A 21,600-nucleotide genomic window follows, 5' to 3' on the forward strand; every position below is an offset into this window, starting at 1 on the left:
CCCGAATGAAGCATAACCTTGCTGAACAATTTCCCTTGCTACGCGATATAGAAGTCCATGAATTTCTATATCAAAAGGATGATATTGTCAGCCCGCATTCTTCGCTCTGGGGGGATTTTAATTTCAGTTTGAACGGAACTTTAGAGTTTGATATTGAAGGGCAATATTACCTCTCGCCTCCCAGCTATGGACTGTGGCTGCCGCCTCGCACTGAGCACCAGTCACTTCCTGTTGAGCATGAAATCCACTATATCTGTATTCGATTACATCCGCGGCTCGGCGCATTTTTAGGCGAAGTTTGCCGTTGTTTTAGTATTGAACCTTTTTTCCGCGCACTGGTCATTCATATTCTGGAACAGCAAAAACAGGCAGCGGCACCTGAATATCTCGAACACCTGTTTCAGGTTTTATATGATCAACTGAAACAGGCACCCGCTTATTCGCATTATCTCCCGCAAAGCACGCATCCCGTTCTTTCCCCAATTCTGGAACAGCTTGCAGACCCAGATTTATTTCATCTCAGCCTACAGAAAGTCTTACAAAACTTTGCGGTCAGTGAGCGTCATGTGTTACGTCTCAGCCAGCAAGAACTGCAATTGTCTCTATCTGAATGGCGTAATCGGGCCAAAATCATTTTTGCCATCAATCAGATTCGGCAAGGCATGACCATAAAGCAACTGGCATTTACGCTGGGTTATCATCATAGTTCCAGCTTTATTGAATTCTTTAAACGCTATACTGGACAAACGCCGATCCAGCTTAAAAATGCGGCAAGCTAAACAAATCCTTGGTTTTGCTTATTATTTGTATGTATTGCAAACAAGAGGATTGCACTCAGCCTCAATAGCAGTTAAAACAAACAGGTCTTGTCACAACAACAAATTAGGACGTATCCCATGAGCCAGTCGGTTTATCATATCCCTGTTAAGGACATCAAAGGTCAGGAGGTCGATCTTGATCAACATCAAGGCAAAGTGCTTTTGATCGTAAACGTTGCATCTAAATGTGGCTTAACCCCGCAATACGAAGGCTTAGAGAAACTGTATCAAGCCAAGAAAGATCAAGGTCTGGAAATCCTCGGCTTCCCTGCTAACAATTTTCTGGAACAGGAACCGGGCAGCAACGATGAAATTCAACAATTCTGTTCATTGAATTATGACGTGCATTTCCCGTTATTCGCCAAGATCTCAGTTGCAGGTGATGATAAGCATGCTTTATATGAGACATTGACTCAGGCAATTCCTGAGCGTACAGGTGAAGGCCCTTGGTGGAAAGATCTGGTTGATTACGGCTTAACACCAAACAACCCACCTGAAGTATTATGGAATTTTGAAAAATTCCTCATCAATAAGAACGGTGAAGTGGTTGCCCGTTTTGCACCTGATATTACGGCAGATGATGAGCGCATTGTCAGTGCTATTGAAGCCGAGTTAGCAAAATAAGCATGAGAAATGTAGAGAAAAGAATAGCTTATCTATTCTTTTCTTTTAAACTCCTAGACAGTTCCTTCTACCATTTTCCTAGATCAAACTGTTGCTGAATTGCAAAAATCACTTTTTTCTCCACATTTTCTCATTATAGTGACGCTCTTCTCATAATCTGGTGCAATTCAGCCATGATGGAACATTTCTCTATCAAAGCCATTCTCTCAGTAACCACCTTGGTTAGTCTCTTAACGCTGGCAGGTTGCGATCAGGTTCCTCATGACAATGAGCAAGCTGAGCAAAACACTGAGATTGAACAATCAATAACAACCTTTGAAGATACAGAACGTGAAGCAAGCATTGCTCAGGACACTCAAAATCTGAGCAAAGGCAATATGCTGAATATCGCCCGCGATATTGCCAAGTTGCAAATTGAAACTGATGACTATGTAACGCTACTCAAGCAATCACAAAGCAATCTTGAACAAGCCATTCAAGATAAGAATGTCCAGAAATTACAGCATACAACAGGCGATTTAAACCAAGAGCTACATGGCTTGCATGATGCTTTATTATCGTTAAATTTAAGAAGCAATGAAGTGGATCAGATCCGCCAAAACTTATTAACTGCAAATCAAAAACTGTTAAATATGCCGTTATTGCATGGTCAAACTGATCTTTCAAAAATTGATTTTGCCAAGATTGAAAAACAGTTCAATACCATTCAGATGGATATGGTGAAACTGGCAACCTTAGTACTCGGCAATAAAGATGATTCAAACGCTTAAAGTCCGTTTATTTTAATTTTCGATTCCATATAAAAAAGCCACCTAACGGTGGCTTTATTTTTTACTTTTTATCGAGCGTAATCGTTGGTTTGCTGCATTTACCAGATTGTGCAAGTTTATATTCACTCACCGCTTTTTTTCCAGTTTCATCATCAACCTGTTTCACATTTGCACCACCGACAAATGCACCCATTTTGATTGATTGTTGAACAAAGTAATTTTTACCTGGTTCTGTTTTAAGTACCAAATGGTTAGGTGAAAATTCTGATTCAGTCGAGATTGTATGCTCTTGATTTCCTAAAACTTCCTTTAAGAAAAATGTGCCACGAGCAGTTTCACCTAAACACTCCCCATCTACCCATACATCTTTCTTGAGTGCCGCACCCACAACACTATTTGAACGATAAACATAAATTGCGGCATTACCCTCAGAAGGAGCTGCAAGTTTCTTGGCTTGTTCGTTCAGTTGATTGTTCGCTGGTGGTACCGATGCACACCCCACAAAAGCCACAGCAATGAACAATGGAAGACTTTTTATCATTTTCATGATGATTTTTACTCTTTGGTTTAATAATTCTAAATATGCTTGGTAATTTATAGAAAATTTATAATTATTCAAGATATCTAAATAAAAAAAGCCACCTGACGGTGGCTTTTTTCAATCTCGAACCTGCAATAATTAAAGTGCGCGGTTTTTGATTTTACGAATCGTTTCAAGCTGAGCTGCAGTTTCTGCAAGCGAAGCAAGTGCAGCAGCAGAATCCAAATCACTCTTTTGATTGGCTAACAATTGTTCAGCTTGTTTACGAGCTTCCATAATTGCAGCTTCATCCAAGTTGTCAGCGCGAATTGCAGTATCTGCAAGCACGGTCACAACGTGAGGTTGAACTTCTAACACACCGCCTGATACATAAACGATTTCTTCTGTACCATTTTCCAACTGAACACGAATCGGGCCCGGTTGGAGCAAAGTTACGAGTGGCGCATGTCCTGGTAAAATACCAAGCTCACCGCCCGCACCTTTTGCGATTAACATCGTAACTTGTCCAGAGTAAATCGACTCTTTAACACTTACAACATCACATTGCATAGTCGCCATGAGAATCTCCTTAAATTAGAGTTGCTAATTAAAGTTTCTCGGCTTTAGCAATCACTTCGTCAATACCACCAACCATATAGAACGCTTGTTCTGGGATGTGATCGTATTCACCAGCTAATAGACCTTTAAAGCCACGAATCGTTTCTTTAAGTGGTACTAATTTACCAGGTGCACCAGTAAAGACTTCAGCTACGTGGAACGGTTGAGAGAAGAAACGTTGGATTTTACGCGCACGGTAAACAACCAATTTATCTTCTTCTGCTAACTCGTCCATACCCAAGATTGCGATGATGTCTTTAAGCTCTTTATAACGTTGCAATACGTTCTGTACAGAACGTGCAATTTCATAATGCTCAGCACCAACCACTAACGGGTCTAACTGACGTGAAGTCGAGTCAAGTGGATCGATCGCTGGGTAAATACCAGAAGATGCGATGTCACGGCTCAATACAACTGTAGCATCCAAGTGAGCAAACGTTGTTGCAGGCGATGGATCTGTTAAGTCATCGGCAGGTACGTATACTGCTTGGATCGATGTGATCGAACCAGATTTAGTAGACGTAATACGCTCTTGAAGAACACCCATTTCTTCTGCAAGTGTCGGTTGGTAACCTACTGCAGATGGCATACGACCTAACAATGCTGATACTTCAGTACCCGCAAGTGTATAACGGTAGATGTTGTCGACGAATAATAATACGTCACGACCTTTACCATTTTCGTCTTTTTGATCACGGAAGTATTCAGCCATAGTCAAACCAGTTAACGCTACGCGTAAACGGTTACCTGGTGGCTCGTTCATCTGACCGTAGACCATTGCTACTTTGTCAAGAACGTTAGAATCTTTCATTTCGTGATAGAAGTCGTTACCTTCACGAGTACGCTCACCAACACCAGCAAACACAGATAAACCTGAGTGAGCTTTCGCGATGTTGTTGATCAACTCCATCATGTTAACGGTTTTACCAACACCGGCACCACCGAACAGACCAACTTTACCACCTTTCGCGAACGGGCAAAGTAAGTCGATGACTTTAATACCAGTTTCTAAAAGGTCAGTCGAAGCTGCTTGTTCAGCATAAGAAGGTGCTTGACGGTGAATCGGCAAACGCTCTTCAGTCGCTACAGGACCTGCTTCATCGATAGGGCGACCCAATACGTCCATGATACGACCAAGTGTCGCTGGACCTACTGGAACAGAAATCGGTGCATTTGTGCTAGTTACATTAAGGCCACGTTTAAGACCTTCTGTAGAACCCATTGCGATGGTACGAACAACACCATCGCCAAGCTGTTGCTGAACTTCTAAAGTAGTTTCAGTACCGTCAACTTGGAGAGCGTCATAGATCTTAGGAACGCTATTGCGCTCAAACTCGACGTCGATAACCGCGCCGATGATCTGAATGATACGACCGCTACTCATTGCTGTCTCCTCAATTCAAACTTAATAATGTTAAACGGCAGCGGCACCGCCAACGATCTCGGAAATTTCCTGAGTAATCGCGGCTTGACGCAGCTTGTTGTAAATGAGTTGTAGGTCTTTAATCAGTTGTCCTGCGTTGTCTGTCGCTGCTTTCATCGCGACCATACGAGCTGACTGCTCACATGCAACGTTTTCAATCACACCTTGATAAACCATAGACTCGATATAGCGAACCAACAAACCATTTAACAATTCTTCTGCTTCTGGTTCGTAGATATAGTCCCAACCATAAGTACGGTTGAGGTCATCGCCTTCTTCTGCCGGTGCTAAAGGAACAAGTTGTTCTACTTTAGGCTGCTGAGTCATTGCATTGATGAAGCCATTTGAAACGAGATAGATACGATCTAGTTCGCCTTTATCAAATGCATCAAGCATTACTTGTACTGAGCCTGTTAACTGTTCCAAACTCGGCGCATCGCCAAGTTGGGTCGTTGCACCAAGCACTTTACCGCCGTAATTCTTAAAAAACGAAACCGCTTTTTGACCAATCAAAGCAAATTCAACTTCAATTGACTGCTGTTGTTGTGCTTTGACATGCTGCACAACTTTCTTGAACAAGTTAATGTTCAAGCCACCCGCCAAGCCACGATCTGAAGACACAACGATATAGCCAACGCGCTTAACCGGGCGTTCAACCATATAACGGTGTTTGTATTCAGGGTTTGCTTGTACCAAGTGAGCAATTACACGGCGCATATTATCGGCATACGGACGGCCCTGAGCCATGCGCTCTTGCGCACGACGCATTTTCGAAGCAGCTACCATTTGCATCGCGCGAGTAATCTTTTGCGTGCTCTTGATACTAGCTACTTTGGCGCGAATTTCTTTTAAATTTGCCATACGCTTAACCTAGTATTCGAAAGCTCTTTCGAGCTTCCGAAGGTTGATCCGTGAACCAAACTTAACTAAAGATAAACTTAGTAAGTTTGAGTCGCTTTGAAGCTCTCAATACCTGATTTGATTGCTGCTTCGATGTCTTTGTTGTAATCACCAGTTTCATCGATCTGTTGCATTAACGCAGCATATTCAGAACGGAAGTAAGAGATTAACGCAGCATCAAAGTCTACGATTTTCTTCACTTCTACGTCAGCCATATAGCCTTCGTTAGATGCATAAACAGATACAGCCTGATCAGCGATTGAGTAAGGAGCATATTGTTTTTGCTTCATTAACTCAGTTACACGTTGACCATGCTCAAGTTGCTTACGAGTTGCTTCGTCAAGATCAGAAGCAAACTGAGCAAACGCAGCCAATTCACGGTATTGCGCTAGAGCGGTACGGATACCACCAGACAATTTCTTGATGATCTTAGTTTGCGCAGAACCACCAACACGAGATACAGAGATACCCGCGTTCACAGCAGGACGAATACCTGCGTTGAATAATGATGTTTCTAAGAAGATCTGACCGTCAGTAATCGAAATTACGTTCGTTGGTACGAATGCAGATACGTCACCAGCTTGAGTTTCAATGATCGGTAATGCAGTTAAAGAACCAGTTTGACCAGTTACTGCACCGTTCGTGAATTTCTCAACATAATCAGCTGAAACGCGCGAAGCACGTTCAAGAAGACGCGAGTGAAGATAGAATACGTCACCTGGATACGCTTCACGACCTGGTGGACGACGTAAAAGTAATGAAATTTGACGGTAAGCAACAGCTTGCTTAGACAAATCATCATAAATGATTAACGCGTCTTCACCACGATCACGGAAGTATTCACCCATTGTACAGCCAGAGTACGGAGCTAAATACTGCATTGCTGCAGGATCAGCGGCCGCAGCTGCGACAACAGTTGTATACGCCATAGCGCCAGTTTCTTCTAGCTTGCGTACAACGTTTGCAATTGTTGATTGTTTTTGACCAATCGCAACGTATACACATTTAATGCCAGAGTTTTTCTGAGCGATGATCGCATCGATCGCCATTGCTGTTTTACCAGTTTGACGGTCACCAATAATCAACTCACGCTGACCACGACCTACAGGGATCATGGTATCAACTGATTTATAACCAGTTTGAACAGGTTCGTCGACAGACTGACGCCAAATTACACCTGGTGCTACTTTTTCAACAGCATCAGTAAGTTTTGCATCAATAGGGCCTTTACCATCAATCGGGTTACCCAAAGCGTCTACGACACGGCCAAGAAGTTCAGGACCAACCGGAACTTCTAATACACGACCTGTACAACGAGCTTTTTGACCTTCTTGAAGGCTTAGGTAGTTACCTAAAACAACGGCACCCACTGAATCCTGTTCTAGGTTCAGTGCCATACCAAATAAGCCGCCGTCGAATTCGATCATTTCACCGTACATTGCATCCGCAAGACCGTGAATACGCACGATACCGTCAGATACCATGACGATGGTACCTTCATTCTTAGCGGTCGCGCTGGTGTCCAGATCGCCGATACGCTGTTTAATGAGCGCACTGATCTCGGATGGATTCAGTTGTTGCATTGCGCTATTCCTCAATCTTTTTTAAGTTCAGTCTTTTTGCTGTTAGGCAAGAAGACGAGTCCGCATTTTTTCAAGCTTGTTAAGCGCAGAGTCATCTATCACTTGGTCGCCTGCACGAATCACAACACCTGCGATTAACGCTGGATTAACGTTGACAGTAACCTGAACGGTTCTGTTAAAACGTTTTTCAAGCGCATGAGCCAAAATGTGCTCTTGTGTCGCATCCATTGGGAAAGCAGATTCAATCTCTACTTCCAACGTGTTGTTGTTCTGCGATTTAAGTAATTCATATTCTGCAGCGATTTCAGGCAATAAAACTAAACGATCGTTATCCGCAAGCAATGTCAAAAAGTTAGACACTGATTGTGATTGATCTTCACCTAAAACCTTTGCAAAAAGACCTACTTGTTCCGCAGGAGTCAGCTCAGGGCGATTTAAATAAGCGGAAAATGCTTCGTCTTGCACCGCAGCACCGAGCAGTTGTAACGCATTTGACCAAGCGTCAGTTGCATTCTGCTCAGATGCATAAGCAAATGCTGCTTTGGCGTACGGGCGTGCTAACGTCAAGAGTTCAGCCATATTCGCCTCGCTTAAAGTTTAGCAGCCAGCTGATTCAGCATGGCATTATGAGCTTCTGCGTCAACTTGTTGGTTCAGAATTTTTTCTGCGCCAGCAACTGCCAAAGCAGCAACTTGTTGACGTAATTCTTCGCGAGCAGAATTGATGTCTTGATCAACAGTTTCTTTCGCCTGTTGACGAATACGCTCACCTTCAGCAGATGCCTGGGTACGCGCTTCTTCGACCAATTGTGCTGCACGACGGTTCGCTTGTTCGATCAATTGAGCCGCTTGTGCTTTTGCTGCGTCTAATTCTGCCTTAACTTGTGCTTGCGCATCAGCAAGGTCAGCTTTTGCTTTTTCAGCAGCATTTAAGCCATCAGCGATTTTACGCTGACGCTCACTAATCGCATTGATTAGTGGTGGCCAAACAAACTTCATGCAGAATGCGACAAAAAACGCAAATGCAATCGCTTGGCCAATCAATGTGAGGTTGATATTCATTTCGCTATTCCTCAATATGTGGATTTAGGAATTAAGCTATTAACCTACAAATGGATTAGCGAAGATGAAGAACAAGCCAATACCAACACCGATCATAGGCACAGCATCAAGAAGACCCGCAATTAAGAACATACGAGTTTGAAGTTGTGGAGCCAATTCTGGTTGACGAGCAACAGCTTCTAAGAAGCGACCACCTAAAAGACCGAAACCAATCGCAGTACCTAAAGCACCGAAAGCGATCAAGATAGCAGATGCAATTGCAACTAGACCTAAAGTGAGTTCCATGAAAAATTCCTCAGAGGTTAGGTTATTACCAAATTAAACTAAAATTTAAGCCCAACCATCAGGTGACAGTTAGGCAATACCATTAATGCTTTTCGCTTGCCATGCTCAAGTAAACGATGGTCAGCATCATAAAGATAAATGCTTGCAGCGTGATTACGAGAATGTGGAAGATAGCCCAAGGCACAGATAACGCCCACTGGATCCAGAACGGCAATAATGCGATCAAGATGAAGATCAACTCACCCGCATACATGTTACCGAACAGTCGTAGAGCCAACGAAACTGGACGAGCAAGGAAAGTTACTAATTCCAAAACTAAGTTCACTGGAATCAATAACGCTTTTGCAAATTTGTTACTTGGGTTGAATGGGTTAAGTGCCAATTCACCGACGAAACCGCCGATCCCTTTCTCACGAATACTGTAGAACAAGATCAAGGCAAATACTGACAAAGACATACCTAAAGTAATGTTAGGGTCAGTAGATGGAACAATCTTGAAATACACGTGGTGAGGGTCCATACCAAACACACTTGCACCAATTTGTTGAGCTAGATAAGGAACCCAGTCAACAGGGATTAAGTCCATTAAGTTCATGAGGAAAATCCACACGAAAATGGTTAATGCCAATGGCGCAATTAAGCGTGATTTGCCGTGGAAAGTATCACGAACACTTGAGTCAACAAACTCGATAATCATTTCGATTGCTGACTGGAATTTCGTTGGAACACCTGCGTTAGCAGCTTTCGCAACGATCCAGAACATCAAACAGAAAATCACACCAAGTCCGATAGACCAACCCATTGAATCCAAGTGAATTGCAGTGAACCCCATCGATTGAGCTTCTTCAGCAGTCTCAGCCAATTTCCATGTACCGTCAGGCATTTTGCCATAGGTCATATTGGTCAAGTGATGCTTGATATACTCGGTCGAAGTCAGGGCATGTTCTTCAGCAGCCATAAATCACACCTGGTCAATGTCAATCATTAAAAAGAAGAGAAACGAATCGTGCGGATGGCAATGATTCCGCTTCTACTTCCAAAAATCTTAAAATGTGTCTTAAACTCGTTTTTGTAGACGTGCCACCCAAAATGGCGCGACCCACGACATCGCTTGTACGAGAATAAATCCACAAAACAATGCAACCGGTGACAGCGGTTTAACATTGCTCAAAATTAATATAAAACCCACGATCACAATCGCAAACTTACCGAGCATCCCTCGGTACATATTCAGCATGACTTGTTTTGATGCTCTTGCGCCTGCCGTTCTAAACGACTGCCAAGCAAAATAACAATGTGCCAACCAACATACCAAAGCCCCAAGCGCAGCACTCAAAGCAGCAGTTGTGTCTTTCATTGCCCATGCCAGTAAAGCGGCAACGGGAATCATACATGCTTGTAAGAAGACCAAAGCTTTTGCTAATCGTCGGTCAATCATGCGACTAGTTTGGCTCATTTTTTACCCACTTACAGCAGAACTGCTTGACAAGTTTTAATCATGATCGTTTCGAATCGCAGGCATTATAGAGTTACACCCCTGAACATGCAATCTTTTCTCGACTTAAGTCTGGTTTTTTCGTTACCATATTTTTTGACGCTAGAGTCAATTGATTTTTATTTTTTTCATCAATTTTGTGCACTTATTACGCATTTATCGGTTTTTGAAGCCAATTTTTTCCACGCTGTTACAAAATCGTCTTCACCACGCATGCTTTCATCGACGGGTTGGAAAACTACTGGGTTCATTTTTTGGTACTGACTCGAACTTGCTGTCGTTTCGGCCAATAAGCACATTTTATTCTGCGGACGATTGTCTCTTAAGTACTTAATTTGCGCTGCTGTCGGTGCAATATGTGGATCATCGGTCAAAGCGCCCGAAAATTTTAGATTTAATGCTCTTTCCAGATACTGATAGGCATCGTGATAAGACCAATAGTTTTTCGCCTTGCTTGAGCTTTCATATTGTTGTGATGCCTGCAACATTTGTTGTGAGAATGCTTTGGCATTGGCAAGATATTTGGCTTTATTTTCTGGATGTTGTTGTGAACGTAAAGTTGCGATAAAGAAGGCAATACGTACGGCATTATTCGGTTCTAACCAGACATGGCTATCCACTGTGTTCGCCAAAGATGCACCACGCAGGTTACGCTGTGGCAAAACGGTTAAAATACCAGAGTCTAATAGCGCAATCGCTTTACGGTTCTGATTCAACATCTTTTCGAGGGGCGCTTCATGCGACTTGCCTAACCAGATAACGAGAGAGGCATCCTGAATCGCTTTACGGTGTGCAGGTGTTAGTTGTACATCATGACCACTTTGGTCTTTCAACAAAAGAACAGGTTCTTCCACCCCTTCCGTGACTTCTTTCGCAATCAGGTAAATTGGATGTGTTGAAACCACCAAGCTTTGTGTCCAGCCCCATGTGCTTAACATTGAAAACAAGACGAGAACAATTAGGCGGGACATCACAATATTACTCAATTTGGCGAAGCATGTTATAATATAACAAAAGTTGCAAAATACCTATGTCTATTTTCAGATTTGCCGCACTATCCGTCGTGCGCTTCACTTATATAGATAGTTATCATAAATTGCATGTTATGATAGCAGGGCTATTGAGACATCAGCGAGCCATTCTGTGCCAGTGAAGAATCAATAGACTCTACAAAAACAATGAGGTCAATCTATGAGTTCTTGTTCACATGAACATGACAATGCTTTACATGGTGTTCACGGTCATCACGATATTAAAGCGCGACTTGCCGAAGCAGAAATTTTATGTACTGCGACTGGCGCACGCCTAACACCTTTACGTAAAGAAGTCCTTGAACTCATTTTGAATGCCTCTGCACCAATGGGTGCTTATGACTTGCTGGCTAAAATAAAAGGTCAGGCAGACCGCCCTGCTGCGCCACCCACGGTGTACCGCACTTTAGACTTCTTATTAGAAAAAGGTCTGATTCACCGCTTAACATCTATTAATGCCTATATTCCATGTTGTCACCCACGTGAAGGACATCAGGCTGCATTTTTGATTTGCACCGAATGTCATTCTGTAAAAGAAGCCTCCGCTCAGGGACTGATCCAACAACTTGATCAACTTGCTGCCTCAGACCAGTTTTCTGCTCAACATAGCATTATTGAAATTTCTGGAAAATGTCATCAGTGCAGCACACTTCAATAAGTACTCCACTTATTCAACTGGAGGGTATCTCGGTTCGACTTGATGAACGGGATATTTTGAGAAATGTCGATTTTTCGCTACAAGCAAAAGAGATTGTGACGCTGATCGGTCCCAATGGTGCAGGTAAATCAACTTTAATTAAAGTCCTGCTCGGGATCATGTCACCGACTAAAGGCAACATACATTTCTCAAAAAAATTAAAGCTGGCTTACGTACCACAGAAGTTTAATCCTTCTGCTAGTCTACCTTTGCGTGTACAGGACTTACTGGATCTGGAAGTTTGCGAAGCATCGCTTCGTGCAGAAATCATTCGCGATACGGGCATCCAGAAGTTACAGTCATCTAAAGTACAGCAACTTTCTGGTGGCGAACGGCAACGCGTTTTACTTGCGAGAGCCTTATTACGTCAGCCAGATATTCTGGTGCTGGATGAACCCATGCAAGGTCTGGACATCCAGTCCGAAGCAGAACTATACGAATATGTACGCAGCCTGCCAGAACGTTATGGCTGTGCCGTATTGATGGTCTCGCATGATTTGCAATGGGTCATGCAAGGGACTCATCGTGTCGTCTGTCTGAACAAACATATTTGCTGTAGCGGTTTACCTGAAAGTATTCAGCAACACCCCGAATATCAGGCCATTTTTGGTACGCAACGGATGTTCTATCAGCATCATCACAACCACTGCGGTCACAGCGATCATGCCGAACCTTGCACACATGATCCACGTCCACACATTCACCCTGAGCCGAAGGTCTAAGCCATGATGGAATGGTTACAACTCCTCTTACCTGCTTGGATCATGGGTTCACTGCTGGTTTTCCTGACTGCACCACTCGGTTGCCTGATGCTTTGGCGCAGAATGTCTTTCTTTGCCGATACCATGGCACATGGCACCCTGCTCGGCGTTGCGATTGCAGGAATCCTCAATTTACCGTTCTGGTTAGGCGTCGCCTGTCTGGCATTATTACTGGTGGCGATTCTCTGGGTATTACACGACTCGCGGTTACCGAATGATGCATTGCTGGCTTTAAGCTCTGCCACCCTGCTCTGTTCTGGCCTACTGTTGATTCAACAGGTGCCAAGCTTGCGTCCAGAATTGCTTAGCTATTTGTTTGGCGATCTGCTTAGCATTGAATGGACTGATTTGCCTATGTTTGCGGTCGTCATTGCGGCAGCATTGATCGTACTCTATCGTTCATGGTCAGCGCAGATTCAAATTGCCATTGATCCAGATATTGCCATGAGTGAAGGCGTCAGCGCCAACTGGCAACGTTTAATCTTTATGTTGCTACTGGCATTATTTACAGTACTGGCATTACGTGCGGTGGGTTCATTATTGATGGGTGCTTTACTGGTGATTCCAGCGCTGAGCGCTCGCCTACTGGCCCATTCTCCAAAACAAATGGTGATCTGGGCCTTTGTACTGGCTCAATTCGGTGTGACGGTCGGTCTCTGGTCAAGTGCGGCGCTCAATATTTCGACGGGCTTAAGCATTGTTTTATGTATGGCACTGTGCTTTGCCACTATTTTCCTCGTACAAAAATTAAAAAGCCAAGCTCAATCTGCCTAATCGGCTATTAGCTTGACTGTTGAATCGCACTTAATAACAGTGCCGCGCCACTAAACATCACAGCAAAACCACGATTTAAATACTTTTGCTGTGAGGGTGAGCGCAACAGCCTGAGTACTTTCGATGCCAGTCCTGTATATCCCGCCATCACAATCAGATCAATGATCACCATCGTGATCGCCATAATCAGGTATTGCAGCCACTGTGGTCGGCTCAGATCCAGAAACTGAGGCAAAACAGCAAGCAAAAAGACAATCGCTTTCGGATTACTCATATTCACCACAAAGCCTTTCAAGATTAAGGCGAAAGCAGATTGATATTGTTCCTGCTGAATCTCAATCGTTTGAACAGGCGCAGTCCACTGTTTATATGCCAGATAGATCAGATAAGCGACACCAAACCATTTCACCGCCTGAAAAGCCCACGGCGTTGTCGCAAACAGCACCCCTACCCCTGCGGCCACGATCAAGAATTGAATCATCAATGCGATCTGTAAGCCAATCACATTCCAGTAACCATGACGAAAACCATAATTGAGACCACTCGACATAGATGCAATTGCGCCTGCGCCCGGCGAGATGCTAATCACCCAACACGCCAACATAAAAGCAAACCAAACCTGCAAAGACATAACCACAGCATCAAAAACGAAAAGGTGAATTATACTGTTTTATTGGCAAGTTACGATGCTTTTTTAGGCAACAAAATTGCATAAATAAGCTACTCAGCTCTCGTAACATCAGGCACAATAATTCTTTTTTTATCCCTTAAACACTAAGGAGATTTTAATGACTGCGCAATCTGTCATTCTTCCATTACCTTCTGATCATGCACGCTTTATTGTGTTACGTTTAAAAGACCTAAGCATTGCCGAATTAAAACAACAGATTGAAGCTCTACTTTCAACGCGCGATCGTTTAATCACTCAACATCCCAATGACCAGATCAAAACAGCAATCGCCTTTGGTCCTGAACTTTGGGCAAAACTTTATGCACAAACACCTGAAGGGTTTAAGCAACTTGACCCTCAAAGTGGGGCATTTAACATGCCAGTAGTGCCAGCTGATGTCTTTATCCATATTGCCAGTGCGCGTGCAGATATCTGCTTTGCCATGAGTCAGGCCTTCTTTACTGGCATTCAGGATAAAGTTGAAGTACTGGATGAGCGTGCCTGCTTCCGTTTCTTCGACGGTCGCGACATGACAGGCTTTATTGATGGAACAGAGAACCCACAATTCCCTGATGATCGTGCTGAGGCAGCCTTACTTCCTGAAGAAGCGGGTGCCTTTGCAGATGGCAGTTTTATCTTTGCTCAGCGCTATACGCATGACCTAGTCAAATGGCGCCAGCTCAAAGTAGATGCACAAGAACATGTATTTGGTCGTACCAAACTTGAATCGATTGAACTCGATGATGACGTAAAACCAGAAAACTCACATGTCGCGCGTACAGTCGTTGAAGATGATGAAGGCGAAGAAATGGAAATCTTGCGTCACAGCCTACCTTATGGAGATGGTAAAGGCGAACAAGGACTTTTCTTTGTGGCTTATACCAACAATTTAAGCATCATTGATGAAATGCTTAAGCGCATGTTTGGAACAGCTGGAGATGGCATTCATGACCGCTTATTGCATTTTACCACTGCAATCGATGGTGCTTATTATTTTGCGCCAAGCGATGAATTGCTGGAACAGGTTTTAGAAGATTAAAAAATCGAAAGATGCTATGTTATTCAATAATATAGCATCTATTCTGCAACTACAAAAACAAGAACTGACAAAAGATTTACCGGAATATGTGAATTCCAGCTAAATCACTCTCCCCTTAAGCCTGCAAAGTTTGCTATATTTGACGTTTTTCCGCGACATTTATTTTCGGTAACTATGAATACGGCAATACAAGCAGCTCTTGATCATGCGGTACAAACCCTGCAACAGCAAGGTGTACTCCCTTCAGATTGGACCAACACGAGCCATTTAACCCGTACCAAAGACCGAAGTCACGGAGACTTTGCTTCAAATATTGCCATGATCGGTTCTAAAGCCGCAGGCATGAAACCACGTGATCTTGCTGAAAAAATTCTGGCAGCACTTCCAGAAGTCGCTGACATTACCAAAGCAGAAATTGCAGGTCCTGGTTTTATTAACTTCTTTTTAAATGCAGACCAACGTTATGCAGTGCTCGACCAGATTCAGGCACAAAAAAATGAATATGGTCGTAGCCAAGCCAATGCGACTAAAAAAATTCAGGTCGAATTCGTTTCTGCAAACCCAACTTCTAGCCTGCATGTCGGTCATGGCCGTGGTGCAGCGTATGGCATGACCGTTGCGAACTTACTCGAAGCAACGGGTGCAAAAGTTGATCGCGAATACTATGTCAACGATGCTGGCCGTCAGATGGATATCTTGGCGACTTCAACTTATTTACGTTATTTAGAATTGACTGGGCAAACACTGGTTTTCCCTAAAAATGCTTATCAAGGCGACTACGTTAAAGAAATCGCACAAGAAATTATTGATAAAGATGGCGATGCACACGTTCGTGCCGTTGCTGACATCTATAAAGATGTACCAGAAGATGTGCAATATGCTGAAGAACTTGATGCTGAAGGCAATAAAGTTGTGCTTTCAGGCGATAAAGAAAAGCACATTGATGGTTTGATTGCGAACTCGCAACAACACTTGGGCGCAGCTTATCGCGTGTTCCATCAGGCAGCTTTACATGCCATTCTGGATGATATTAAAGATGACCTTGCTGACTTTGGTGTAACCTTCGACAAATGGTTCAGCGAAGATTCATTAACTGACAAGATTGATGAAGCACTTGAAACGCTAGATCAACGTGGTTACCTCTACGAAAAAGATGGCAATATCTGGTTTAAATCAACTGAATTTGGTGATGAAAAAGACCGTGTTGTAAAACGTCGTAATGGTCAAACCACTTACTTTGCATCTGACATTGCTTACCATCTGAATAAGTTACAACGTGGCTATACTGACCTGATTGATATCTGGGGCTCAGACCACCACGGTTATATTTCACGTGTAAAAGCTGCCATTGATGCAATGGGTTATGACTCGAAGAAACTAACTGTACTTTTAGTTCAGTTCGTGAGCTTATGGCGTGGCGGTGAGATGGTTCAAATGTCATCTCGTTCAGGTCAGTTCGTGACTTTACGTGACTTGCGTAAGGAAGTGGGTAACGATGCTGCCCGTTTCTACTATGTGATGCGTAAATCTGAGCAACACATTGACTTTGACCTTGATCTTGCAGTTTCTCAAAGCAAAGACAATGCGGTGTATTACATCCAATATGCCCATGCACGTATTTGCCGTATGTTAGAAAAAGCAGCGACAACAGGTCTTAATTTAGACCTAAGCGCAGCACGCGAACATGCCAACCGTTTAGAACTCGATGCTGAAACCGAGATCTTGTCTAAACTTGCCGCTTATCCAGATATTCTGGTACGTGCAGCCAATGCCTATGAACCGCATCAGATTGGTAACTACCTCAAAGAGTTAGCTGCCCTGTTCCATGCTTGGTACAATGAACATAAAGTATTGGGCGATGATGTTGCACTGACACAAGCGCGTTTATTACTTTCAATCAACGTACAGCAAGTGTTACGCAATGGCTTAGAATTGCTCGGTGTATCCGCTCCTGAGACGATGTAATCAGCAAAGCATCGCTTTGCACATCGTCGCAAGACGGAGGGCTATGCCCGAAGTAGTCATGCAATATAAGTGAAATGATAGCTTCATATATGGCTAGGCTATACCTGAGGTGAACCTTAATCAGCAAAGCTTAAAGCCATGTAAACTTAAGCCATCATTGTTAAACAATATGGTAAACAAAGCATTATTTTTAAACATAATGCTTTGTTTTTAAGTAAATTCAAGTTACAAATAAACGAATAGGATCAAGAGGAATTTCCGGTGTTTGGAAAAACGCAACGTGGTGTATCTGAACGACCAAACAAGCCTAAAAAACCGCTCATTCCGAAGTGGTTAGGAATGCTTGTCGCTATTCTTGCGATCCTATGTGCAGCTGTCATGCTGATGCTTTGGCAGCCTTGGCAACCTGTCCCAACCAAAAATCAGGTTACTTCCGAGCATTACCAAGAAGAAAATACCAATAAAGACTACCGTTTCTATGATTTGCTCCCTCAGCAGCAAGTCACACCAATCCCTGAACAGGCGGTGCCAGAGACCAAGCAACAAGGTAATGTTGTAATTATTGAGTCACCAAAACCTGAAACCACCACAGCAGAAGATCCAGCGGGCCTGACCCCAAGTGAACCTGTTGCACCAGCACGCGCAACCTACATTTTACAAGTACGCAGCTATCCTGATCCTGATAGTGCCGATGCACGTCGTGCAGAAATCATCTTGAATGGCTTGTCTGCGGATGTGGTAAAAAGTGTTGAAAATGGTCAGACATGGTATCGCGTTTTCTCTGGCCCTTATGATAGCCAAGAGTCGGCGCTTGCAGCTCAACAAACATTACAACATAGTGGTATTGATTCAATCGTGATCAAACACTAACCGAATATCTAATAAAAAAGGGAGCGATTTGCTCCCTTTTTTATTGTTCAGATTTAGGCACACTGTGAATGCAAGCTTTTCTGCTCTGCCTTTTGAAATGCGGAACGTTGCTGTACACGTTGTACGAAGGCCTGAATATTCGGATACTTGCCATGCAAACGGTTTTGAATCGCAATTAAAGGAAATGCCATTTGAATATCTGCGAAGGAAAAATCTCCCGCAAAATAATCATGTTCTGATAAATATTGCTCAAGGTACAGAATATGTTCTTTCACCCGTGGCCGAACAAAACCTGCTTTTACACCACCTGTAATTTTTTCGGCAATCGGACGAATCACCCAAGGTACATGTTTGCTGACACTATTCATCACCAAAGTCATGACCAATAAAGGCATTAAAGAGCCTTCTGCATAGTGCATCCAGTAAGCATATTGCCGCTGTTCTTTGGTTGATTGTGGTTTGAATAGCTGTTGAGAATCATATTCTTGCTGCAAATAATCCAGGATCACAGCAGACTCAACAATCACCTCTTGATCATCTACCAAAATCGGGGCTTTACCTAAAGGATGAATATTCTTGAGGCTCTCAGGTGCGCCATAACTCGGCAACCTTTGATAATACTCAACCTGATAATCAATCCCAAGTTCTTCTAATGCCCACAGGATGCGGAACGAACGTGAGCATTGTAGATAATGTAAGGTAATCATTTTTGTGCCTGCTTTTTTGCTGTGCAATTGCGATTTTAGGTCCCTCTCACAATTGCACTTAGAATTATGTTTTGCCCCAGCACAATAGCACTTTAGTCTTAAAGAATCATGGTGTGAATGTCTAAACTACGTAACAAAGTTTTAGTTACAGGTGTTTTGCTACAGACATTGAGAAGTTTTTCTTGCAAGTCTTGTGCAACAGTTTGCTTGAACACAACTCTACGTTCTATACGCTCCTGCTGCTCGCGATTACTATGAAAATCAACCTCGACAGTAAATTCACCCAGATCGATTTGCTTATGCTGCGCATACATACGCAAGGTGATCATGGTACATGAGGCCAGACTCGCAGTCAGGAAATCATACGGCGCAGGGCCTGTATCATGTCCTCCAAACTGCTCAGGCTTATCGGTGAGGAACTGATGTGTACCGCTACTCACCTCACCTTTCCAAGGTTCAGCTAAGGTCAGGACTTTGCTGCTGGCAATGATGCTCATTTTGAAGCCCTCATCTGGTCTGGTAATACTGGAGCTTCTAAGCGCTTGCCTTGATAATCAGGAATTTCACCAAAACGCGCATCATGATTAATCCAGTCTTCGCGTGCCTGCTGCAAGTCTTGCATGGTACGTCCCACAAAATTCCACCATAGCAAGATTGGAGACTCAAATGGCTCACCTCCAATTAACAGCAAACGATGACCTTGAGTTAACTCAACCTCAATTTCAGTCAATCCAGTTTCAAGCACCACCATGTTATCGGCTGTAAGTTCATGCCCATTCACACGCGCTGTACCTTCCAAAGCCATAAAGGCATATTCAAACTTTGGATTCAATGGAATACGGGTTTTAGTATCGGCTTGTGCCGTTAAATCAACACCGACCAACGGTGTATGCACTTGAACAGGTGATGTTGTTTCTAAGAAGTCGCCGACCAATACCGTAAATTCAACCTGATCTTTGCTGACCACAGGTAATTCTGGATAATGCTCAAACTTAGGGTCAATATTGAGCTTATCATCTGGCAAGGCAATCCAGAGCTGCGCCGCATGCATTTTAGTTTCACTATCAGGTGCCACTTCAGTATGCGAAATGCCGCGGCCCGCAGTCATCAAGTTCACTTGTTTTGGACGGATCAACTGTTTTGAACCCAGACTATCGGTATGCATCATGGTGCCTTCAATCATCCAGGTAAAGGTCTGTAAACCAATATGCGGATGTGGCCCAACATCAAGCCCATCGCCAGCAGGAAAGCTGACAGGCCCTGCATGATCAAGGAAACACCATGCGCCGACTAAGCGTTTATGGCGACTCGGTAATGCACGTTTGATGACAGTTCCTTTGCCAATTTCCGCTGAGCGAATGGTAAATTCCTGAATAAATTGATTGATATACGTTTCGCAGTCTTTTGAGTCAGAAATATCGTAGTCATTATTATTGCTCATGATTTTGCTCTCTTTTACCTATGCTATTGCAATGAGTTGTTTTATTGATCTTAACAACACCCACCTCATTCAATATAGTCTTTTGGTAATACGCAGAGTGCCATCCATGAGACAATCCCACCGCCCTTTCATTCAAATATTAATGAGGTGGCATTTCCACAATCAGGCTGGTCAATCGCCTCACCAAAGGCAAGAAAATCAAAACCAGCGGATAGGCAATCACCCATGAAACCATCCATGTGCTCAGCCATTGATTGATCAATGCTGTTGAAAAACCGAGGTTCATCAACAGATTTGCAAAAGATAAAGTGCCACTCATCAGGCAAGACAAGATGAGCGGGATAATCCATGCTGCATATTGAGCAGGTAATTTACGGAGGAATGGTTTGGACGTTTTCAATAGATCAGACTCAATTCAAAGCTGGAAATATTCATGCTGAATTTTTCACTTGCTGTTTTAGGTTCTTCATAAACTGACCAAAGTGCGGCCAGAAATCTTCAAATAGTGGATGATCCCGATGTTCTAGCATAACTTCACTAAACAGTTTTAAGCCAACTGCAAATGACTTAGTGGTTTGATCATCAAAGAACTCAACCTTCTTTAAACGCTCAACAATCTCGAAAATGTCATCATGATTACCTGTATAGAATTCCAGACGTTCGGTGTAGGTTGAGGCTTGCCCTTTATTATCTTTTAAGTGTTGGACTGTCACATGATATTGATGTTGTTTCATCGCTATGCTCCAGAATGCTTAAGCACTCTCTTTAATTCCGACCTGCATCAGGTCAACTTGATCTTGGTTAAATACAACGTCTAATGAATGCAGCAATTGCGCCCTTTTGATTTTCTGCTGTCGCGCTAACAGCTTTCGTTCCCGCCTTATAACCGCCCAATGGCAATCGCGGCCTGATCAATGTGTTCTGCAATTTGATGAATCTGTTCAGGCTTTAAATCCACAACATTCAGCTTTAAACGCAATGCGGTTTTGAGGTTCTCCATAGCACGATGGATATCAATCAGTTGATCATTGTTATGAATTTCACGTCTCAAGCGTAATTTTTGCAGGAGCGCCAGCAGCATCTCTTGCTGTTCTTTTAGATAAGTTTCGCCATATTCGGTGATTTGATATTGCTTACGTTCAGCATCGAGTAATGAGATGCAAGTCATTTCCTCCAATGCAGTCAAGGTTGGATAAATTGTGCCTGCACTGGGTGAATAGCCATCGCCGACCAGATCACTAATTTCTTTAATAATTTCATAACCATGCTTTGGGCTTTGCTGAATGAGATGCAGCACCAACAGTTTCATTCGACCAGATTCGAATAGACGCCCACGACGGCCAGAACGGTGATGTTCTCTATGCTGGAGATCACGTTCACCTTCGTGATGATCGGATGCCTGTTTCATCTTTATTTTTCTCGTATTGCTCAAATTATAAATATTAAGATATATCTTAATTTATCTTAAAACAAGTTAAGATATATCTTTAAATTTTAAGATTCTGATATTGAATGAGTTATTTATTTTAAAAATAGAGATTTAGAAAA

The 21,600-nt window shown here is 43.1% G+C and carries 27 protein-coding genes; 9 read left to right on the forward strand and 18 right to left on the reverse strand.

Translation table 11 applies throughout. The annotated features are described in order from the left end of the window. Window positions 1-5 precede the first annotated feature (5 nt). From A9Z07_RS13005 to A9Z07_RS13015, 3 genes are all read left to right on the forward strand, one after another. Window positions 6-779 (forward strand): AraC family transcriptional regulator, encoded by a 774-nt coding sequence (locus A9Z07_RS13005; protein ID WP_004773223.1) that lies wholly within the window; start codon window positions 6-8, stop codon window positions 777-779. 117 nt (window positions 780-896) lie between these two features. After that, window positions 897-1,442 (forward strand): glutathione peroxidase, encoded by a 546-nt coding sequence (locus A9Z07_RS13010; protein ID WP_069579205.1) that lies wholly within the window; start codon window positions 897-899, stop codon window positions 1,440-1,442. Window positions 1,443-1,615: 173 nt separating this feature from the next. After that, on the forward strand, window positions 1,616-2,212 hold the full coding sequence (locus A9Z07_RS13015) for a hypothetical protein (protein WP_047433125.1): 597 nt from the start codon (window positions 1,616-1,618) through the stop codon (window positions 2,210-2,212). Between the two features lie 61 nt (window positions 2,213-2,273). On the opposite strand, the gene A9Z07_RS13020 is transcribed toward A9Z07_RS13015, so the two are convergent. From A9Z07_RS13020 to A9Z07_RS13070, 11 genes are all read right to left on the reverse strand, one after another. Continuing rightward, window positions 2,274-2,759 carry a DUF2846 domain-containing protein gene (locus A9Z07_RS13020; protein ID WP_069579207.1) on the reverse strand — a complete coding sequence of 162 codons (486 nt, stop codon included), beginning with the start codon at window positions 2,757-2,759 and terminating at the stop codon, window positions 2,274-2,276. A gap of 132 nt (window positions 2,760-2,891) precedes the next feature. Next, window positions 2,892-3,311: a F0F1 ATP synthase subunit epsilon gene (locus A9Z07_RS13025; RefSeq protein ID WP_005228378.1), complete on the reverse strand. Its 420-nt coding sequence runs from the start codon at window positions 3,309-3,311 to the stop codon at window positions 2,892-2,894. Between the two features lie 28 nt (window positions 3,312-3,339). Continuing rightward, the gene (gene atpD / locus A9Z07_RS13030) at window positions 3,340-4,734 is read right to left on the reverse strand and encodes a F0F1 ATP synthase subunit beta (RefSeq protein WP_004656517.1); all 1,395 of its coding nucleotides are present in this window, start codon (window positions 4,732-4,734) and stop codon (window positions 3,340-3,342) included. Window positions 4,735-4,764: 30 nt separating this feature from the next. Continuing rightward, complete coding sequence (gene atpG / locus A9Z07_RS13035; protein WP_004773227.1) at window positions 4,765-5,634, reverse strand: F0F1 ATP synthase subunit gamma; 870 nt, start codon at window positions 5,632-5,634, stop codon at window positions 4,765-4,767. A gap of 77 nt (window positions 5,635-5,711) precedes the next feature. Further along, window positions 5,712-7,256 carry a F0F1 ATP synthase subunit alpha gene (gene atpA, locus A9Z07_RS13040; RefSeq protein WP_004773229.1) on the reverse strand — a complete coding sequence of 515 codons (1,545 nt, stop codon included), beginning with the start codon at window positions 7,254-7,256 and terminating at the stop codon, window positions 5,712-5,714. A 42-nt stretch (window positions 7,257-7,298) separates the two neighbouring features. After that, a complete protein-coding gene (locus A9Z07_RS13045) occupies window positions 7,299-7,835 on the reverse strand; it encodes a F0F1 ATP synthase subunit delta (protein ID WP_004773231.1) in 537 nt (178 codons plus the stop codon). Between the two features lie 11 nt (window positions 7,836-7,846). Next, window positions 7,847-8,317, reverse strand: a complete 471-nt coding sequence (locus A9Z07_RS13050) for a F0F1 ATP synthase subunit B (RefSeq protein WP_004773233.1) — start codon at window positions 8,315-8,317, stop codon at window positions 7,847-7,849. Between the two features lie 39 nt (window positions 8,318-8,356). Then, a complete protein-coding gene (atpE, locus tag A9Z07_RS13055) occupies window positions 8,357-8,602 on the reverse strand; it encodes a F0F1 ATP synthase subunit C (protein WP_000424060.1) in 246 nt (81 codons plus the stop codon). A gap of 82 nt (window positions 8,603-8,684) precedes the next feature. Further along, window positions 8,685-9,560 carry a F0F1 ATP synthase subunit A gene (gene atpB / locus A9Z07_RS13060; RefSeq protein WP_004773235.1) on the reverse strand — a complete coding sequence of 292 codons (876 nt, stop codon included), beginning with the start codon at window positions 9,558-9,560 and terminating at the stop codon, window positions 8,685-8,687. A gap of 99 nt (window positions 9,561-9,659) precedes the next feature. Beyond that, window positions 9,660-10,058 (reverse strand): ATP synthase subunit I, encoded by a 399-nt coding sequence (locus tag A9Z07_RS13065; protein WP_004773236.1) that lies wholly within the window; start codon window positions 10,056-10,058, stop codon window positions 9,660-9,662. Between the two features lie 170 nt (window positions 10,059-10,228). Next, window positions 10,229-11,068 carry a metal ABC transporter substrate-binding protein gene (locus tag A9Z07_RS13070; protein ID WP_069579209.1) on the reverse strand — a complete coding sequence of 280 codons (840 nt, stop codon included), beginning with the start codon at window positions 11,066-11,068 and terminating at the stop codon, window positions 10,229-10,231. Window positions 11,069-11,288: 220 nt separating this feature from the next. Here A9Z07_RS13070 and A9Z07_RS13075 point away from each other — a divergent pair, with 220 nt between their 5' ends. From A9Z07_RS13075 to znuB, 3 genes are read left to right on the forward strand one after another with little or no spacing between them, the layout of a single operon-like run. Continuing rightward, the gene (locus A9Z07_RS13075; protein ID WP_004773240.1) at window positions 11,289-11,786 is read left to right on the forward strand and encodes a transcriptional repressor; all 498 of its coding nucleotides are present in this window, start codon (window positions 11,289-11,291) and stop codon (window positions 11,784-11,786) included. Beyond that, window positions 11,759-12,547 carry a zinc ABC transporter ATP-binding protein ZnuC gene (znuC, locus tag A9Z07_RS13080; RefSeq protein WP_069579211.1) on the forward strand — a complete coding sequence of 263 codons (789 nt, stop codon included), beginning with the start codon at window positions 11,759-11,761 and terminating at the stop codon, window positions 12,545-12,547. Before A9Z07_RS13075 ends, znuC begins: the two co-directional genes overlap by 28 nt. A gap of 3 nt (window positions 12,548-12,550) precedes the next feature. After that, window positions 12,551-13,360, forward strand: coding sequence for a zinc ABC transporter permease subunit ZnuB (gene znuB, locus A9Z07_RS13085; RefSeq protein WP_004773244.1), 810 nt, complete (start codon window positions 12,551-12,553; stop codon window positions 13,358-13,360). Window positions 13,361-13,367: 7 nt separating this feature from the next. Here znuB and A9Z07_RS13090 read toward each other — a convergent pair whose 3' ends face one another. Further along, window positions 13,368-13,991: a LysE family transporter gene (locus A9Z07_RS13090; protein ID WP_032863823.1), complete on the reverse strand. Its 624-nt coding sequence runs from the start codon at window positions 13,989-13,991 to the stop codon at window positions 13,368-13,370. A 157-nt stretch (window positions 13,992-14,148) separates the two neighbouring features. Here A9Z07_RS13090 and A9Z07_RS13095 point away from each other — a divergent pair, with 157 nt between their 5' ends. The 3 genes from A9Z07_RS13095 (at window position 14,149) to A9Z07_RS13105 (ending at window position 17,904) form a co-directional block, all read left to right on the forward strand. Continuing rightward, on the forward strand, window positions 14,149-15,069 hold the full coding sequence (locus A9Z07_RS13095) for a Dyp-type peroxidase (protein ID WP_004773248.1): 921 nt from the start codon (window positions 14,149-14,151) through the stop codon (window positions 15,067-15,069). A 174-nt stretch (window positions 15,070-15,243) separates the two neighbouring features. After that, window positions 15,244-17,034: an arginine--tRNA ligase gene (argS, locus tag A9Z07_RS13100; RefSeq protein ID WP_047433115.1), complete on the forward strand. Its 1,791-nt coding sequence runs from the start codon at window positions 15,244-15,246 to the stop codon at window positions 17,032-17,034. Between the two features lie 261 nt (window positions 17,035-17,295). Continuing rightward, on the forward strand, window positions 17,296-17,904 hold the full coding sequence (locus A9Z07_RS13105) for an SPOR domain-containing protein (RefSeq protein WP_004773251.1): 609 nt from the start codon (window positions 17,296-17,298) through the stop codon (window positions 17,902-17,904). Window positions 17,905-17,957: 53 nt separating this feature from the next. Here A9Z07_RS13105 and A9Z07_RS13110 read toward each other — a convergent pair whose 3' ends face one another. The 6 genes from A9Z07_RS13110 to A9Z07_RS13135 all read right to left on the reverse strand — a co-directional run bounded on the left by A9Z07_RS13110 (window position 17,958) and on the right by A9Z07_RS13135 (window position 21,460). Continuing rightward, on the reverse strand, window positions 17,958-18,611 hold the full coding sequence (locus tag A9Z07_RS13110; RefSeq protein WP_069579213.1) for a glutathione S-transferase family protein: 654 nt from the start codon (window positions 18,609-18,611) through the stop codon (window positions 17,958-17,960). Between the two features lie 98 nt (window positions 18,612-18,709). Further along, window positions 18,710-19,108 (reverse strand): OsmC family protein, encoded by a 399-nt coding sequence (locus A9Z07_RS13115; RefSeq protein ID WP_069579215.1) that lies wholly within the window; start codon window positions 19,106-19,108, stop codon window positions 18,710-18,712. Beyond that, window positions 19,105-20,052: a pirin family protein gene (locus tag A9Z07_RS13120; RefSeq protein ID WP_062846339.1), complete on the reverse strand. Its 948-nt coding sequence runs from the start codon at window positions 20,050-20,052 to the stop codon at window positions 19,105-19,107. Before A9Z07_RS13120 ends, A9Z07_RS13115 begins: the two co-directional genes overlap by 4 nt. Before the next feature lie 139 nt (window positions 20,053-20,191). After that, window positions 20,192-20,452 (reverse strand): DUF2798 domain-containing protein, encoded by a 261-nt coding sequence (locus tag A9Z07_RS13125; protein WP_227516943.1) that lies wholly within the window; start codon window positions 20,450-20,452, stop codon window positions 20,192-20,194. 31 nt (window positions 20,453-20,483) lie between these two features. Further along, on the reverse strand, window positions 20,484-20,786 hold the full coding sequence (locus tag A9Z07_RS13130) for a DUF3861 domain-containing protein (RefSeq protein WP_069579219.1): 303 nt from the start codon (window positions 20,784-20,786) through the stop codon (window positions 20,484-20,486). A 146-nt stretch (window positions 20,787-20,932) separates the two neighbouring features. After that, window positions 20,933-21,460, reverse strand: coding sequence for a PadR family transcriptional regulator (locus A9Z07_RS13135; protein WP_069579221.1), 528 nt, complete (start codon window positions 21,458-21,460; stop codon window positions 20,933-20,935). Between the last annotated feature and the right edge of the window lie 140 nt (window positions 21,461-21,600).

This window comes from Acinetobacter sp. YK3 (assembly GCF_001729365.1).
Taxonomy (GTDB): domain Bacteria; phylum Pseudomonadota; class Gammaproteobacteria; order Pseudomonadales; family Moraxellaceae; genus Acinetobacter; species Acinetobacter vivianii.

What these genes read in the sequence shown, in the direction of transcription:
- atpD (WP_004656517.1), bottom strand. Translation starts at nt 4,734, where the DNA reads ATGAGTAGCGGTCGTATCATTCAGATCATCGGCGCGGTTATCGACGTC.
- A9Z07_RS13135 (WP_069579221.1), bottom strand. Translation starts at nt 21,460, where the DNA reads ATGAAACAGGCATCCGATCATCACGAAGGTGAACGTGATCTCCAGCAT.
- A9Z07_RS13095 (WP_004773248.1), top strand. Translation starts at nt 14,149, where the DNA reads ATGACTGCGCAATCTGTCATTCTTCCATTACCTTCTGATCATGCACGC.
- atpG (WP_004773227.1), bottom strand. Translation starts at nt 5,634, where the DNA reads ATGGCAAATTTAAAAGAAATTCGCGCCAAAGTAGCTAGTATCAAGAGC.
- A9Z07_RS13115 (WP_069579215.1), bottom strand. Translation starts at nt 19,108, where the DNA reads ATGAGCATCATTGCCAGCAGCAAAGTCCTGACCTTAGCTGAACCTTGG.
- A9Z07_RS13090 (WP_032863823.1), bottom strand. Translation starts at nt 13,991, where the DNA reads ATGTCTTTGCAGGTTTGGTTTGCTTTTATGTTGGCGTGTTGGGTGATT.
- A9Z07_RS13065 (WP_004773236.1), bottom strand. Translation starts at nt 10,058, where the DNA reads ATGAGCCAAACTAGTCGCATGATTGACCGACGATTAGCAAAAGCTTTG.
- A9Z07_RS13045 (WP_004773231.1), bottom strand. Translation starts at nt 7,835, where the DNA reads ATGGCTGAACTCTTGACGTTAGCACGCCCGTACGCCAAAGCAGCATTT.
- argS (WP_047433115.1), top strand. Translation starts at nt 15,244, where the DNA reads ATGAATACGGCAATACAAGCAGCTCTTGATCATGCGGTACAAACCCTG.
- atpE (WP_000424060.1), bottom strand. Translation starts at nt 8,602, where the DNA reads ATGGAACTCACTTTAGGTCTAGTTGCAATTGCATCTGCTATCTTGATC.
- A9Z07_RS13075 (WP_004773240.1), top strand. Translation starts at nt 11,289, where the DNA reads ATGAGTTCTTGTTCACATGAACATGACAATGCTTTACATGGTGTTCAC.
- znuB (WP_004773244.1), top strand. Translation starts at nt 12,551, where the DNA reads ATGATGGAATGGTTACAACTCCTCTTACCTGCTTGGATCATGGGTTCA.
- A9Z07_RS13005 (WP_004773223.1), top strand. Translation starts at nt 6, where the DNA reads ATGAAGCATAACCTTGCTGAACAATTTCCCTTGCTACGCGATATAGAA.
- A9Z07_RS13020 (WP_069579207.1), bottom strand. Translation starts at nt 2,759, where the DNA reads ATGAAAATGATAAAAAGTCTTCCATTGTTCATTGCTGTGGCTTTTGTG.
- A9Z07_RS13070 (WP_069579209.1), bottom strand. Translation starts at nt 11,068, where the DNA reads ATGTCCCGCCTAATTGTTCTCGTCTTGTTTTCAATGTTAAGCACATGG.
- znuC (WP_069579211.1), top strand. Translation starts at nt 11,759, where the DNA reads ATGTCATCAGTGCAGCACACTTCAATAAGTACTCCACTTATTCAACTG.
- A9Z07_RS13010 (WP_069579205.1), top strand. Translation starts at nt 897, where the DNA reads ATGAGCCAGTCGGTTTATCATATCCCTGTTAAGGACATCAAAGGTCAG.
- atpB (WP_004773235.1), bottom strand. Translation starts at nt 9,560, where the DNA reads ATGGCTGCTGAAGAACATGCCCTGACTTCGACCGAGTATATCAAGCAT.
- A9Z07_RS13050 (WP_004773233.1), bottom strand. Translation starts at nt 8,317, where the DNA reads ATGAATATCAACCTCACATTGATTGGCCAAGCGATTGCATTTGCGTTT.
- A9Z07_RS13110 (WP_069579213.1), bottom strand. Translation starts at nt 18,611, where the DNA reads ATGATTACCTTACATTATCTACAATGCTCACGTTCGTTCCGCATCCTG.
- atpA (WP_004773229.1), bottom strand. Translation starts at nt 7,256, where the DNA reads ATGCAACAACTGAATCCATCCGAGATCAGTGCGCTCATTAAACAGCGT.
- A9Z07_RS13130 (WP_069579219.1), bottom strand. Translation starts at nt 20,786, where the DNA reads ATGAAACAACATCAATATCATGTGACAGTCCAACACTTAAAAGATAAT.
- A9Z07_RS13025 (WP_005228378.1), bottom strand. Translation starts at nt 3,311, where the DNA reads ATGGCGACTATGCAATGTGATGTTGTAAGTGTTAAAGAGTCGATTTAC.
- A9Z07_RS13120 (WP_062846339.1), bottom strand. Translation starts at nt 20,052, where the DNA reads ATGAGCAATAATAATGACTACGATATTTCTGACTCAAAAGACTGCGAA.
- A9Z07_RS13015 (WP_047433125.1), top strand. Translation starts at nt 1,616, where the DNA reads ATGATGGAACATTTCTCTATCAAAGCCATTCTCTCAGTAACCACCTTG.